We start from the raw sequence: 15,121 nt of genomic DNA, 5'->3' as shown, positions 1-15,121 counted from the left end.
TGTCAAGCACTGGAATGACACCCTCTTGGATGGAGGACAGTGTCAGCTACTTTCATGACACCATTTGCTGTCTTCAAAAATTTACAATTATGCTTCATGTGTTTTATTAAATATTTTACTTAAAAATTCAATTTCTTATTATAAGAGATAAGCAATTCATGAATAATGAAAGATTACAAAAAAGGTCATAGAAAGCGCCTAAGAGAGAGAATTATTTTAGATAACGGACAATCATTACTTGATTATGAGATTTTAGAACACATTTTATATTCAGCATATAGTAGAATCGATGTAAAGCCAGTAGCAAAGAGTTTGATAGAAAATTTTGGTAGTTTAAATAAGGTTTTTAATGCCGATTTAGAAGCACTGCAAAATATTAAAGGAGTTAATAATGCAGCCATATCTGCTATCTTTTGTGTGAAACAGGCTTTTGTTCGTTCTGTACGAGAAGAAGTAAAGGACCTACCTATAATCAATAACTGGGAAAATTTGCTTGATTATTTAAAAGTAAGTATAGGAAGCCTTAATAAAGAAAATTTTCGCGTCATCTATATGAATAAAAGATATCGTCTAATAGCGGAAGATCTGCAGAACTTTGGTACAGTAGATCAAACTCCTATTTACGTTAGAGAGATCATAAGGCGCGCTCTTTTGATTGGCTCAACATCCATTGTAATATCCCACAATCACCCAAGTGGAGATATACAGCCTTCAAGCAGCGATATGTTTCTCACTAGACAGCTTAAAGAAGCTTGCAAAAGCGTAGGGATAGAATTAATAGATCACATTATTATCACATTTAGTAGCTATTTTAGTTTCAAGGAAAATAGGCTTTTATTAGAGTAGATCTAAAATTACTTTTGCCATTTTTCTTATTATGGAAGTAAAGCTATACATGAGGTGGTTGCCAGTGGAACAAAAATTTTCCTTCTGGAAGACAATGTGTGATTTAGGTAGTGGCAAATTGAAAGAAATACATGGTATTTGCCACTATTAGAAATCTCCTGTTTTGATAAGACTTATGAGGTCTTTATTGGTTTTTTGAATTTTGTTGAAGCACTCACATGCTTACTCTAATATTTTGTTCACAGAGCCTAGTTAGCTCAATTTCAACGTTAATTTGTGAAGCTCTGAGTTCTGTTAGGGGATTTTCTGGTTGAATATCTAGCTTATTCTGTATGTTCGGTAAACAAATTAAAGCCGAATCAAAAATTTCATCATACTGCTCTGCTTCATGTGCGCAATTGATTATTTCTTCGAATTCTTCCACATCTTGCGGCGTATCTTTTAATATTGCTCTTATTTGGTTTAGGTTTTGACGAATTTTTTCCTGATATCTAGCAATTCTCTCTTGATATATATCAATCATTTTTTGACATGAGGTGCCTCTAAATGGGTGTTCTGCTTTTTCCTTTATGTAGGAGCTCTGAAAATTTTTGCAATTAAGGACTGCTTCTCTACATTTTTTTATGTCACTAATTATACTGGTTATTGACTTACTTGCTTTCTCCTGCTCTTCTTTTTTGATTATACATTCATTCTTTGTTTGGCTCATTTTATCATACAGATTTCTTCATTCTTTATATGATACCAGCGGTTGTAGTATTCCTTCCTCTACACCTTTATTATAAAAATTCTTCAACTCATCGCTTGATAGTATTCGTATAGCATCTTCCCTTTTACCTTGTAATTTAGGATACTTTTTGTTCAGTGAACTAATATAATTTAATAGGAAACTCTTAGTTAAATCTTCCTTTTTAACTTCTGATAATTTTTCTAGTGTTTCTATATATTTCAAAGTTTCCGCAAAAAGCTGCACACCAGATGGAGCAAACCCTGGCAGTGGTTTGCTCTGCGCCTTATAAAAATCGGTTTGTAAAAAATCTTCGGCTTGTTTTTTTATTACTGAAAGTTCATTGAAGGCTTTTTCTGGATTGATTTTTTTTAAAATACTAGTAGCTTTTTTAATCGCTCTTTCTCTCTTTATTATTATCTTGTTTTTCGTTTAAGATTAAGCTTTCAGCTTCAGTAAAAGCATTCCCTTGGGCACTTTTGGCAATATTACAAACAACGTTTTTTACAACTTGCTTAGTTGCTACATAATCTATTTCCTTTGTAAAGCAATCAATAAATAGCTGCCAAATTTTTTTGTTAACGGACTTACTTGTCTTATGTTCGAAATCTTCTACATCTTTGAATCCTAAAATAGTATAGAGATTTTTTTCAATTATTGGTTCAGCATGTTGTTTTGCCACTTTACCTTTTATATTGAATAGAAATTCACTAATCTTAGTTGTGCCCATAATATTACCTCACAATATTAATGTTATATAATATAAAGTATAAAAGCTTAATACTTAATTTTTACTTACTATTAATATAATTGAAGATTAGCTTTGTTCCTATATTAAAACTTTAACTCCCAATTTATTATTAGTAATATCATTATATGAATCTTATGCCTGAATTTGGGAATATATCGCTACTCATAGCCTGTTTGTTATCTTTAACGTATTTGTTTCTACCGCTTAGTTTTTACCGATTCGTCTCCTCTGTCATATTTTTTTGTGTATCAACATCGATGGCTATTTTGATCTACTGCCACATTACAAATGATTTCTCACTCGAAAACGTATATTACCACTCACACACAACAAAACCTTTGATCTATAAGATTTGTGGAGTTTGGGGAAATAAAGAAGGGTCTATGTTGCTTTGGACCTTAGTGCTTGTCATGTATTTATTACTAATGGATATTTATATACCTTCTTTCATCCCAGTGCCCAGACACTGGGATCCAGACAATTTAATTGCAAATGAGTACATCAAATGGCAGTGTAATAAAAACTGGATTCCAGTGTCAAGCACTGGAATGACACCAGAACGAACTAATGGTAGTAAATTAAAAAAAATATCTCTTATCACCCAAGGCTTGATTTGCTTTTGTTTTTTACTGTTCACTTTACTTGAATCCAGCCCCTTCACTAAAATGCCAGGCATCGAAACAGATGGTCTTGGTTTTAATCCGATATTGCAGGATATAGGCCTTGCTATTCATCCACCGATATTATATTTGGGGTACCTTGGATTTAGCGTTCCTTTTTCGCTCTCTATAGCTGGATTAATTGCAAATACTGAAGGAAATGTTTGGGCTAAAATTGGCAGGCCTTGGGTACTTATTTCTTGGTCGCTGCTCACTTTGGGCATCAGCTTGGGTAGCTGGTGGGCATATCGTGAACTCGGTTGGGGTGGATTTTGGTTCTGGGATCCAGTGGAAAACGTTTCTTTGATGCCGTGGCTAATTGCAGTGGCGCTGACACATTTGTTGCTCGTTGTACGAAATTTCAATACTTTAAGGAATTTTACTATTTTACTTACGCTCACAACTTTTATATTGAGTGTGACTGGAACATTTCTAGTCCGCTCAGGAATACTTACCTCAGTGCACACGTTTGCAGATGACCCAAGATATGGACTGTATATATTAGCTCTACTTGGTGTAATTACAGTCAGTAGCTTAGTAATATTTGTAGTGTTTACGAGAAAGAATCACACATCTTTCCAGTATTCGATATTGGAATCTGAAAAGAAATCTGCTACTCAAGTGACAGAAGGTAGAAGATTCTTTTCACGCCTTACGATGATACTGATGAACAATTTATTATTCATCACTGCCTTTTTCATCGTGTTCGTTGGCACTTTATACCCTACAGTGCTTGAGTATTTAACCGGTGAATTAATTTCAGTTGGAGCACCATATTACAATTCTCTATTTAATCCTATTGCGCTAGCTATTTTAGTTCTTACGATAATTGGACAATACTGTTGTTGGCAGGGAAATAGCCTATTACCAATAATTCGTGAATACAGATTTTCATTTTGTAGTGCTGCAGCTATTTTACCGTTTATCTTTCATATGGAGTTAATAATTGTACTATCAATTACCATCTCCATAGCATTATTAATCTTTGTTTTAGAAGCATATAGTAAAAGAATTTATTTATTTAAGGTAGCATTTGGTGAATCAATTTTACTCGCAAGAAGAGTTTCTAATTCTTACTATGCAATGATGCTCGCTCATGCTGGAGTGGCAATCCTTGTGCTTGGTATAGCCTGCTCAGTAGGTTGGCAGGAAAAAAAAGAAAACTACTTGGGAATAGGAGACAGCATAACAGTCAATAAATTCAAAGTCACTTTACGAAACATTGAATTTATAAAAGAAAAAAACTTCCATGCAGTAAGAGGTACAATGGATATCAGGAATTTGCTTAATAGTAAGGTAATAGGTGATGTAACTCCTGAATATAGATTTTACCTTGCAGAAGGTCAAAAAAATGTTGAAAGCAGCATTTATCACAATTTATTTTCTGATATCTATGTTGTTATTGGTGAAATTGACAAAAATAAAAGCAAAATCGCAGCCAAAGTACACTATAAACCAGGAATGTCTATAATTTGGCTTGGATCTTTTCTCATCGCCTTTGGTTCACTACTTGCTGCTTTTTCTTCTAGGAAAAAAGTAGTTCCTTCAGTATCATAAAGTTTGCATTTTTTGGCAATTTAAACTTAAGCTAAGCAACACTAACCTTGCTAGCGAATTTTCTCTATGTTCTGTTGTACAATAGGCAATAAAGATATATTTTCTAATGAAGAACTTACATGATATATGGAATCTACTTCCTCAGGCCTTTTAAAATATCCCTGCTTAATAGCGTCGTAGACAGAAGAACCACTAAGCAAGCAGTTCTCACCTAACTCTTCTTTATAATTTTTAAACTTTTCCAATATTTCCTCCTTGTTACTCACTTCTACTATAATTTTTCCTTCATCTTGCACATCAGAATACAATCTAGCATCTACTTTTCCCAAATCAGTATGAAAAGTCAGTACTATATTACCTATAAGGTCAGTATAATTTCTTACCCCACCTTCCGTTAAAATTTCTATCTCGCTTTCACCTATTGCTATCACGTCTCTTCGAAATTCTGTGCTTTCATCTGTTCCATTTATGATTTTTGCAACCTCGACTATACTATTCTTTAAATATTTCAAGTAGAAAGTGAAGTTGTCCATTTTTGCCTCTTTTACCTTACCAGTAGTTGCGTTTTTTGCAGCTTCCAAAAACCTTAGAGAATAATGTATATAGCTTTTACGTGCTTCTTTCAGATTAGCTTTGTGGTCTTTAAACTTCTCTAGTTTATCAATTACAATTATACTACTTAAAGTTTCAAATACTGCACCTCTTTTTACCAAATTACATACTATGCGACTAGCAACTTCTATGTCCCTTTCAACTTGAAAAATCTTTAATTCACTAATTCTTCTTATTACATAATCTGTAAAATTATACTTATTCTCATAAGTATTTTCATATATATTTCCCTCACAAGTAAGATTGAACCTTACCCTAGATTTTATAGCTTCATTTACAACCTGTTCTAGCTGATTTATGTCTTGAACTTCATCTAATTTACAAAAATATTTATCTGGATCTTGCTCATCTAGTAGAAAATCTTCCCCCCATAGATTTACACTTTTGCACAAATACTTTTTTCCATTATAGTCAGCTTGTGTTTTTTTACGAAAAGTTCCATAAATAACATCATCAGTTAAAAAGCACTCTTTAATATTAAGGTGGGGGTTATTAACTGCAAATTCTATTGGGGTTTTACCTTTTTTATCCTTTATATCAAGATTAGCTCCTTTCCTTAGAAGCAATTTGATAATTGTATCACAATGACCAGAACGAGTAGCATAATGCAAAGGCGTCCTTCCTGTGTCGTCCTTTTCATTAGGATCAGCACCTGAATTCAACAGTAAATCTATGCATTCTTCTGAATTGCTACATTCCATACTTGATAGAATATGCAGTATTGTCAGTTTAGATTCTCCTCTTTTAAGGTTGAGAATGGTTTTTAGATCTTGATTACTTTTATGATCTAGTAAAAATTTTTTAATTTTTTCAACATCGTTCTTATAATCCTTATAAGTAACATGTGGAAAGTCTTTAAAAGTACTTAAGAATTTTTTATTCAATTCCTTCTGACTCTCTGTTAAGTTGGACATGTCAACAAGCCACGTAGATATCAGCTTGCCAAATGCACTTCTTTCGACAACATCCGTTAAGGAGCAGTCATTGCGAAGTAGCAACGAGTATTTAATCAATTCATATTCATCATCTTCTTGTTGCTGTGTTTCTTCTTCTTTCTTAGAGTGCTTAAAATCATTTTTTATTAATTCAATCAAAAGCTTTAATGTGTTAAAACTTTTATGTCCCAATAAAGGATCTGCTTTGTTTTCAAGTAGAATTCTTGCTATTTCTGAATAGCCATTTCTAATAGCCCAGCATAACGGAGTACGCCCGTATTCATCTGCTACGTCAACATTAGCCCTTTTCTCTAATAGGAGTTCTACTATTTCTTCATGTCCATTGATAGTAGCACAATGCAAAGGAGTACACCCATTTTGATTTACTGCATCAACATTAGCCCCCTTGTCTAATATGAGTTCTACTATCTCTTTATTTTCATTGTGAGCAGCACAATGCAAAGGAGTAAACCCATTTTGATCTGCTACATTAACATTAACCCCGTTTGCTATGAGAATCTCTACCACTCCTATACTGCTACTTGCAGCAGCAAAGTGTAAAGTATTCCATCCATCTTGATCTGCTGTATTAACATTACCCCCTTTTTTTATTAAAAGCTCTGCTATCTTTACAAGATCATTTCTAGCAGCTATATGTAACAATGTACTTTGATCATCGAATGTATAATTTATGTTAAATCCATTATCTTGCCACTTTTTATACGTGTCTGGATCTTCTTTTTCCAATTCCTCTTTTACCCTTTCGATTATATTGTTCTCATTTAAGTCACTTATTGTCCTTAATATTTTTAACAACCGTTCATATTCCATAATTCTACCTCAAACTATTTGTTTTTGTACTATAGCTAAAAAAAATTATTGATCCATAATAAAATAACCAACACCAGAGTAAGTGGTTTGCTGCTAACATATTTAAAAATGTTATGAACTTAATAAGAGAAAAAAATACCCCTGTAATGGAGCAATATTTAAATTTGAAAGCTCAATACACGGATCATCTATTGTTTTATAGACTGGGCGATTTTTATGAATTGTTTTTCGATGATGCTATTAAAGCTGCGAAATTGCTGAATATAGTGCTAACCAAGAGGGGCAATTCAAATGGGCAAGAAATACCAATGTGTGGAGTGCCAGCACACAGTAGCGAATCTTACCTACACAAGTTAATAGATTTAGGATTCAAAGTAGCAATCTGTGACCAATTAGAAACTGTTGATGAAGCAAAAAAGAGGGGCTATAAATCCATAGTAAAGCGTGATGTAGTGCGAGTTGTAACTCCAGGTACAATTATAGCAGATTCACTACTGGAGGATAAAAGCAATAATTATCTCGCATCCATAGTTGAACAAAATGACGAATATGCTATTAGTTGGCTTGAATTATCGACGGGAAAATTTTTTCACACTTTAACGAGTTTGAAAGCTCTAGATAGTGATTTATTGCGTATATCACCAAGAGAATTATTAATTTCTGAAAAATTCACTGAGGATGAAAAAATTAGATCGATTTTAAAAAATTATAAAATATCAATTACGCAACACGCACAGAGCTTTTTTGAGTATAGTAAATCTCACAGAACATTATGCGAGTTTTATAAAATCAGGGAACTTGGGAGTATAGGAAATTTCAGCAAAGTAGAAATCATGGCGTGTGGTGCACTGCTTGAATATGTCAGAGTAACGCAAAGGGGTTCCATTCCAAGGCTTGAATTCCCAAAAACCTATAAGCAACAAAATTTCATGCTTATTGATGCTTCAGCAAGGAGAAATCTTGAGTTGTTTTCAACTCAATTTGGTGAAAAGAAAGGTTCACTAATTTCAGTTATTGATTACACAGTAACAGCCTCTGGTGGACGCCTGCTCAAACAAATGCTCGCTTCACCCCTTGCTTGCTCCAAGGCAATCAATTTGAGGCTCAGCACCGCTCAATTTTTTGTAAATAATCATGAGCCACGCAAAAAAATACGAGAGATATTATCTAACATTCCGGATATTGAAAGGTCTTTATCGCGCTTAATACTAGGGCGTGGTTCACCAAAGGATATGAACCTATTGAAAATAGGCCTAGGAAAGACTTTAGAATTGTCTGAGTTCTTATGTAAAATTGAATCAGGTGAAAATGTATCTCTCCCACAACAATATGTCATCCAAACTGAGATCCAGCCAGCGTCACGCGCTAAATCAGACGAGAGTGAACTAAGCACAATACATAAAAGCCTTGGCAATCATAAAGACCTATTTGAACTGTTAAATAGTGCTATACTCGATAATAACCTCAGTTCCGTGAAAGAAGGAGGATTTATTCACTCAAAATACAACTCAGAATTATCTGAGTTATCCTACATATTAAATAATAGTAATAAATTAATAACCAAACTCCGTGAATCTTATCGCGACCTAACTGGCATTGCTGCACTCAAAATATTACACAACAATATACTTGGTTATTACGTTGAAGTGTCGGCAAATCACAAAATAACTTCGGATATATTTATTCATAGGCAAAGCTTAGCAAATAGCATGCGCTACACTACTAATGAATTGAAAGAACTAGAAAATAAAATTCTTACGGCACGTGATGCTGCAATCGGCTTAGAAATGAAAATTTTTAGTGAACTGTGTAGTGAAGTCGCTAAAGAATCTGAAAAAATTGCTCTTGCTGCAAATGCTTTGGCAAAACTTGATATTAGAACCGCGTTTGCAGAGCTTGCAGTGCAAAATAATTACGTAAAACCCATCATTGATGACAGCAAAGAGTTCAATATCTGTAGCGGAAGACATCCAGTGGTTGAAGTTAACGATAAATTCATTGCAAATAGCATCAATTTAGCTGGTATACATCTAATTACTGGTCCTAATATGGCTGGAAAAAGCACTTTCTTGAGGCAAAACGCTCTCATTGCAGTTTTAGCTCATATGGGGTCATTTGTGCCAGCAGAGAGTGCGCATATTGGAGTGATTGACAAGATATTCAGCAGGGTTGGCGCAACGGATAATATAACAGCTGGTTATTCTACCTTCATGGTAGAGATGATCGAAACAGCAACGATAGTAAATCAGGCAACAGATCGTTCCTTGGTGATACTTGATGAAATTGGTAGGGGCACAGGGGTATATGATGGATTATCTATTGCACAGGCGGTGATTGAACACATTCACAACATAAATAAGTGCCGCGCCATTTTTGCAACTCATTATCATGAATTGACTAAAGTAGGTGAATACTTAGAAAATGTGAAATGTTTTTGTATGAAAATAAAAGAATGGAAAGGAGAAGTCATCTTTTTACATGAAGTAATTGAAGGCATTGCAGATGAGTCATATGGAATACATGTAGCAAAACTTGCTGGTTTTCCTGATTCTGTTTTAAACAGAGCAAGAGAAGTATTTGAGGAGCTAAAGGCTTGAGGAAAGTAACATTATATTACTCCACAATTATGGAGTTTTAGTAATCTATGGCGCTTTAATTTTAGTCAGCTTTCTGAGCAGCTAAATTAACGTAGCATTGATCTATTGCCACATTGGTCAAGATTCCAATTCCACCACCTACAACTGCACCTACAGCTCCTAATGCTAGTTGGGTACCAATTCCAGCAGAAGACCCAATGATTAATGGAGCAAGAAAATATAATGCTAAAGCGCAAGGTACTGCAGCTACAGCTACAACAGCAAGTTTTCTTGGACAAAAATTTTCTGATTCATTAGAACTAGGAGTAGGTATTAGTGATGCTTTTACTAGATTTTGTCTACTGTTGTGATCTAAAAGGCCACTCACTGTTCTCATTATAGGACGGGTAGAGTGGTCACCAGTCAAGTAAATTCTATCTCCCACTATATCATGAAGCTCTTTAACTTGAGCTTTATATTCATCCCAATAGTTTGATAACTCTTGTTGATCATTGAGAAGATCTGGTTTATTTGAAGTTGTTAACCAGTGTGAGTCATGTTCCAAAATATATCGAATTGTAGCTCTCCCTATATCTATATGCCCTTCAGTAATTGCATACTTTAAAACACCTTCTGCTTTTTCCCTTCCAACATTAAGATCAGCACCAGCTTTTATCAATAATTCTACTATCTTTGGAGAATTATGAAATATAGCAATATCTAAAGGGACCATCTCATTACAATCTTTGATATTTAAGTTTGCTTTGTGTTCTATTAAATAACTTATAAATTTTAAGATTTTATCAGATTTTTGATCGTCTATGTCTTTATGTCTGTAATATATTCTAATTGCAAAATTCAACGCAGTTTGACCCTTTAACGCACTACCACCAATAATTAAGTTCTGATAGCTTTTTACCTCTTGATTTATTAAGTTAACATCCACACCGTTTTCTATTAAAGCCTTAGCTCCTTCGAAATTGCCTTGTGCAGTTTGCAGATGAAGTAAGTAACGACCAAGATGATCAGTTGCATTAGGATTTGCACCTTGTTCAATCAAATACCTTGCAATTTTATCATTAAATTTGTGATCATAAGTTGCAGATTCTAGTGGCTCAGGATTTTGCGATAACTAATCTTTAGCTATTAAGCTGTTAATCTGACAGATTGATTTTACTGACTCTAAATCTCTTTTTTAACTGCCTTTGTGACTGCAGCGCTAAAGCTTATACCCTTTTCTATTAGATATTCGGCCATTTTGTTATTAGTAGAACACTTTAATAAATTTGTACCGCTTTGGGAATTAACCTCAGTGACAACATCTCGAATAATGGAACTATTTTCCTCAAAAATTGACTTTACTTTTTCTAAATCATTTTTGGTAACAGTGTCAACAAGATCTTTTATTACAGCATTCACCCTCTCTTTTTTAGCTAAAATTTCTTTTAATTCTTCAGGGTTCATAAATACACCTCAACACACATAATAAAAAAGTATATCTAAATCAGAATTGCTTGTAAAGGATCTTTAGATATTATCTTGCCCAAAGGTTAATTTATTTTATAATCTTTTTGTATTCTAGAAATTTCAATTAAATGAACTGTTATAAAACTCACGAGTGTAATGAATTAAGGAAGAATGATGTAGAAAAGGAAGTTATTCTCTCTGGTTGGCTGTATCGCAAACGTGACCATGGTAACCTAATCTTTGTTGATTTAAGAGATTTTCATGGGATTACTCAGTTGGTATTCAATAACGATAAAGATTTTTTTGATGAAATTTCGAATTTAAAATCAGAAAGTGTGATTACTGTCACAGGAATAGTCAAAGCTAGAACTGAAGATACGGTAAATAGCTCTATTTCCACAGGAGAAATTGAAGTTATAGTTAGTAATTTACAAGTTGAATCTGAAGTTGAGTTCCACTGTGATGAAGAAATAGCAAAAGAAGAAAGGAGTATATTAGCAAGTATCGCCGGTGAGCAAGAATACCCAGAAAACATGAGATTTAAATATCGTTTTCTTGATTTAAGACGTGAAAAGGTTCGTAATAACATTATTCTACGTTCACAGATCATTTCAGAGCTCAGGAGGCTCATGATAGAGCAAGGATTCTTAGATATTCAAACTCCCATACTTACTGCCTCTTCTCCTGAAGGAGCACGTGATTATTTAGTGCCAAGCAGACTCAATCCTGGTAAATTCTATGCATTACCACAAGCTCCACAGATTTTTAAGCAGTTGCTTATGGTTTCAGGGTTTGATAAATATTTTCAAATTGCACCTTGTTTTCGTGATGAGGACGCAAGGGCTGACCGTTCTCCTGGGGAGTTTTATCAGCTAGATCTTGAAATGTCTTTTGTAACTCAAGAAGATATATTTCAGGTTATTGAATCTACCTTATATAAAGTGTTTGCCAAATTTTCTCGTAAATCAGTTGATAAAGATTTTCCACGTATTACATACAAAGACGCAATGCTCAAATACGGTTCTGATAAACCAGATCTGCGCAATCCACTATTGATCAGGGATGTAACAGAAATTTTCCGTAATTCAGAGTTCAATATTTTCAAAAGCAATATTGAGCGAGGTATGGTAGTCAGAGCCATTCCTGCTCCCAAAACAGCGGAGGAACCACGCAGCTTTTTTGATAAAAAAATAGAACATGCGCAAAAAGAATTAGGTGCTAAAGGTCTTGGGTATATAACATTTGATAAGGACGGCATTGCAAAAGGACCAATTGCTAAATTTCTTGATGACAATAGGTTAAATTCTATAAAAGAAATAACAAATGTAAAGCCAGGAGATAGTGTATTTTTTGCTTCTGATAAGGAAAATGAAGCAGCAATAATTGCAGGGAAAGTTCGCTCTCTCTTAGGATCACAACTAGGTCTTATAGATAACAATATCTTTAGGTTTTGCTGGGTCATCGATTTTCCATATTTTGTATATGATGATAAAAGCAAAAAAATAGATTTCTTTCATAACCCATTTTCCATGCCACATGGTGGCTTGAAGGATTTAGAAGACAAAGATCCACTAGATATCCTTGCTTATCAATATGATCTCGTTTGCAATGGAATAGAGCTTTCAAGTGGGGCGATTCGTAATAACAAACTAGATATTATGTACAGAGCTTTTGCCATTGCAGGCTACAGTAAAGAGGAAGTTGATACAAAATTTGGCGCGCTTGTGCGTGCATTCAGGTTTGGAACGCCACCTCATGGTGGAATAGCGCCAGGGGTTGATAGAATGGTTATGCTACTTGCAGATGAGCCGAATATTCGTGAAGTAATCTGTTTTCCTATGAATCAGCAAGGAGAAGATGTTCTAATGGGCGCTCCTTCTAAAGTAGATGATAAGCATTTACGTGAATTATCCTTGAAGGTTATTGAATAAAAATTTTTATAGCGGAGTGTGGTAAACTAGAAGTTATGAACGATATTCAAAAAGCAATACTATCAAGTATAATCTGCAATATGATTATATGGTATGAAATAACTCTGTTTGGAGTTTTGACGCATATAATAAGTGACGTTTTTTTTTCATCAGAAAGCGACTACATAAAAAAAATCAAATTCCTTGGCAGTTTTGCAATTGGCTTTGGATTTAGACCACTTGGTGCGTTTATTTTTGGTTACATTGGAGATAAGTATGGCAGGAGGAAAATTTTACTGACTTCCGTAATATTAGCTTCGATATCGTCTACTGCAATTGCGGTTATACCAAGCTTTAGAGAAATAGGAATATTTTCTCCTATACTGCTTCTGTTTTGTAGGATAGTACAAGGAATGGCAGCAGGTGGAGAAACAAGTGTTAACTCTGCTTTTTTAATAGAGCATTCAAGCGATAAAAAAAATCTAGGATTCTTAGGGAGCATGAAAGCGTTTAGTGGTGCTCTCGGTTCTATCACATGCTTTGTAATGATAGCTATTTGCAAAAAGTTTACAGGTGAAAATTATGAAATTTGGGGCTGGAGGTTGCCCTTCTATTTCTGCTTCATTATGGGCATAATAGGCTTTTTAACAAGATATATAATGGAAGAGAGCTTAGCATATAAAATTCATGATCAAAATAGAAGCTTATCTGATTCTCCATTTTTAGAATTAATCAAAACCTACAAAAAAGCATTTATATTAGCAATTGGGCTTGGTATCGCTCAAAATGCAATCGTTTATTCGGTAATAATGTTTTATAACATATCTGTAAAAGCGCTTACTCTGTCAGGTATTGATATTAAAAATGTAGTAAGGATTATAGTTGAAATTACATTTGGAACGTCCGCAGTGCTATTTGCAATACTGTCTGATAAAGTTGGAAGAAAAAATGTAATGATTCCTACATTAGTAGCTCTAGCTTGCGCTGGTTTGCCGGTACTTTCGCTATTATCAAATGATAACCACTATATTGTCACGCTCTCTTTTCTGTTGATAAGTGTGCCGATAGGTGCATCTTTTGGAATATATAATTCTCTTGCCTGCGAGTTATTTCCAACAAAAGTTAGGTGCACCGGCTTTAGCCTCACACATAACATATCTGCAGGTATTTTTGGCGGCCTTTCTCCATCGGTATGCATGTGGCTTATAGAAAAAACCGAAACAAAACTTGCTGCAGGGATTTACCTTACTGTTTGTGCATTGATTAGCCTAATATCTGTACTTCAAATTAAAGCCAAAGACAAAAAAATTGATTGGTGAAATCGCTTTAGTCAAAAGATAGCGCTTCAATAGATTTTTCGATATGTTGAGGGATAGGAGCAGTAATAGTGACTTCTTTATTATTTAGCAATTTTAAAGACAAAGAATATGAATGTAGGTGAATCTGATTTGCTACTCCATCAATAAAAGCTTTTTTACCGCCATATTTACCGTCACCAAGAATAGGACAATTTATATGAGCTAAATGTGCACGTAATTGATGAGTTCTGCCAGTAATTGGTTGTAATTTTAAATAAGCAACATTATGTTTTAACCTTGCTATAATTGAAAAATGCGTAGTGGCATTTTGAGGTGAATCTTCATCAACGACTACTTTTTCTTGCCCTGAAATATATTTTTTCACCAACGGGTAGTCTATTGTTCCATTATCTTTGCTCGGTATACCAAAAGTTAATGCTAGGTAAGTTTTTTTTATCCTCCGTCCTTTAAATTCTTCCATAAGGTATTTGGCAACGCTGGCATTGCGTGCGAATATTATTACTCCGCTTGTATCCCTATCCAGCCTGTGAACAATTTTAAATATTTCTCTCTCTCTTATTTGGTCAAGTAAATCACTAATGCTAATTTTTACCTTTATGCCGCCTTGAACAATGACCCCTGCGGGTTTGTTTATAGCTAGTATATATTCGTCTTCATATAATATGTTCTCTCTTAGTAGATTCACTAACTTTTCATTATATTTGCAGTCAGAATTAGTGTTCTCAATATAGTCTAAGTATCTTATCATTATAGTTTGCCCAGAGCTTACCCTATCGCTGGATTTTGCCGTGCAATTATCAACCTTGATTAATCCTTTCCTTAAAGACTTCTCAATTGCAGATTGTTTCAAATTGGGAAAAATTCTTCTAATGTACCTATCGAGCCTAACGTTATTGTCTTCTACTAATATGGTTTTGATACCTTCTGACAT

12 protein-coding genes are annotated in these 15,121 nt (G+C 34.2%); 5 read left to right on the top strand and 7 right to left on the bottom strand.

Features of this window, described 5'->3' with window-relative positions:
• Window positions 1-165 precede the first annotated feature (165 nt).
• The gene (gene radC, locus AAGD63_RS03805; protein ID WP_264330503.1) at window positions 166-846 is read left to right on the top strand and encodes a RadC family protein; all 681 of its coding nucleotides are present in this window, start codon (window positions 166-168) and stop codon (window positions 844-846) included.
• A 214-nt stretch (window positions 847-1,060) separates the two neighbouring features.
• Here the strand turns inward: radC and AAGD63_RS03800 are convergent, their stop codons facing one another.
• The 3 genes from AAGD63_RS03800 to AAGD63_RS03790 form a co-directional block, all read right to left on the bottom strand.
• Window positions 1,061-1,555, bottom strand: a complete 495-nt coding sequence (locus AAGD63_RS03800) for a hypothetical protein (RefSeq protein WP_341813078.1) — start codon at window positions 1,553-1,555, stop codon at window positions 1,061-1,063.
• A gap of 18 nt (window positions 1,556-1,573) precedes the next feature.
• Window positions 1,574-1,798 carry a hypothetical protein gene (locus AAGD63_RS03795; RefSeq protein ID WP_341813077.1) on the bottom strand — a complete coding sequence of 75 codons (225 nt, stop codon included), beginning with the start codon at window positions 1,796-1,798 and terminating at the stop codon, window positions 1,574-1,576.
• A gap of 166 nt (window positions 1,799-1,964) precedes the next feature.
• Window positions 1,965-2,303, bottom strand: coding sequence for a hypothetical protein (locus tag AAGD63_RS03790; RefSeq protein WP_341813076.1), 339 nt, complete (start codon window positions 2,301-2,303; stop codon window positions 1,965-1,967).
• Between the two features lie 146 nt (window positions 2,304-2,449).
• Between AAGD63_RS03790 and AAGD63_RS03785 the strand changes: the two genes are divergently transcribed.
• Window positions 2,450-4,540, top strand: coding sequence for a heme lyase CcmF/NrfE family subunit (locus AAGD63_RS03785; protein WP_341813075.1), 2,091 nt, complete (start codon window positions 2,450-2,452; stop codon window positions 4,538-4,540).
• A 50-nt stretch (window positions 4,541-4,590) separates the two neighbouring features.
• On the opposite strand, the gene AAGD63_RS03780 is transcribed toward AAGD63_RS03785, so the two are convergent.
• Window positions 4,591-6,918 (bottom strand): ankyrin repeat domain-containing protein, encoded by a 2,328-nt coding sequence (locus AAGD63_RS03780; protein WP_341813074.1) that lies wholly within the window; start codon window positions 6,916-6,918, stop codon window positions 4,591-4,593.
• A gap of 113 nt (window positions 6,919-7,031) precedes the next feature.
• Here AAGD63_RS03780 and mutS point away from each other — a divergent pair, with 113 nt between their 5' ends.
• Window positions 7,032-9,515, top strand: a complete 2,484-nt coding sequence (gene mutS, locus AAGD63_RS03775; protein ID WP_341813073.1) for a DNA mismatch repair protein MutS — start codon at window positions 7,032-7,034, stop codon at window positions 9,513-9,515.
• 61 nt (window positions 9,516-9,576) lie between these two features.
• Here the strand turns inward: mutS and AAGD63_RS03770 are convergent, their stop codons facing one another.
• Together AAGD63_RS03770 and AAGD63_RS03765 are read right to left on the bottom strand one after the other, a co-directional pair.
• Entirely contained in the window at window positions 9,577-10,554 is a 978-nt protein-coding gene (locus tag AAGD63_RS03770) for an ankyrin repeat domain-containing protein (RefSeq protein WP_341813072.1), read from the bottom strand.
• 122 nt (window positions 10,555-10,676) lie between these two features.
• A complete protein-coding gene (locus tag AAGD63_RS03765; protein WP_341813071.1) occupies window positions 10,677-10,958 on the bottom strand; it encodes a hypothetical protein in 282 nt (93 codons plus the stop codon).
• 131 nt (window positions 10,959-11,089) lie between these two features.
• Between AAGD63_RS03765 and aspS the strand changes: the two genes are divergently transcribed.
• Complete coding sequence (gene aspS, locus AAGD63_RS03760) at window positions 11,090-12,892, top strand: aspartate--tRNA ligase (protein ID WP_341813070.1); 1,803 nt, start codon at window positions 11,090-11,092, stop codon at window positions 12,890-12,892.
• Between the two features lie 35 nt (window positions 12,893-12,927).
• Window positions 12,928-14,190 (top strand): MFS transporter, encoded by a 1,263-nt coding sequence (locus tag AAGD63_RS03755; protein WP_341813069.1) that lies wholly within the window; start codon window positions 12,928-12,930, stop codon window positions 14,188-14,190.
• 7 nt (window positions 14,191-14,197) lie between these two features.
• On the opposite strand, the gene AAGD63_RS03750 is transcribed toward AAGD63_RS03755, so the two are convergent.
• Window positions 14,198-15,121, bottom strand: a complete 924-nt coding sequence (locus tag AAGD63_RS03750) for an RluA family pseudouridine synthase (protein ID WP_341813068.1) — start codon at window positions 15,119-15,121, stop codon at window positions 14,198-14,200.

The sequence above is a fragment of the Wolbachia endosymbiont (group B) of Germaria angustata genome (assembly GCF_964026725.1).
Lineage (GTDB): Bacteria > Pseudomonadota > Alphaproteobacteria > Rickettsiales > Anaplasmataceae > Wolbachia > Wolbachia pipientis_C.
This window is presented reverse-complemented; position numbering and strand designations above follow the sequence as displayed.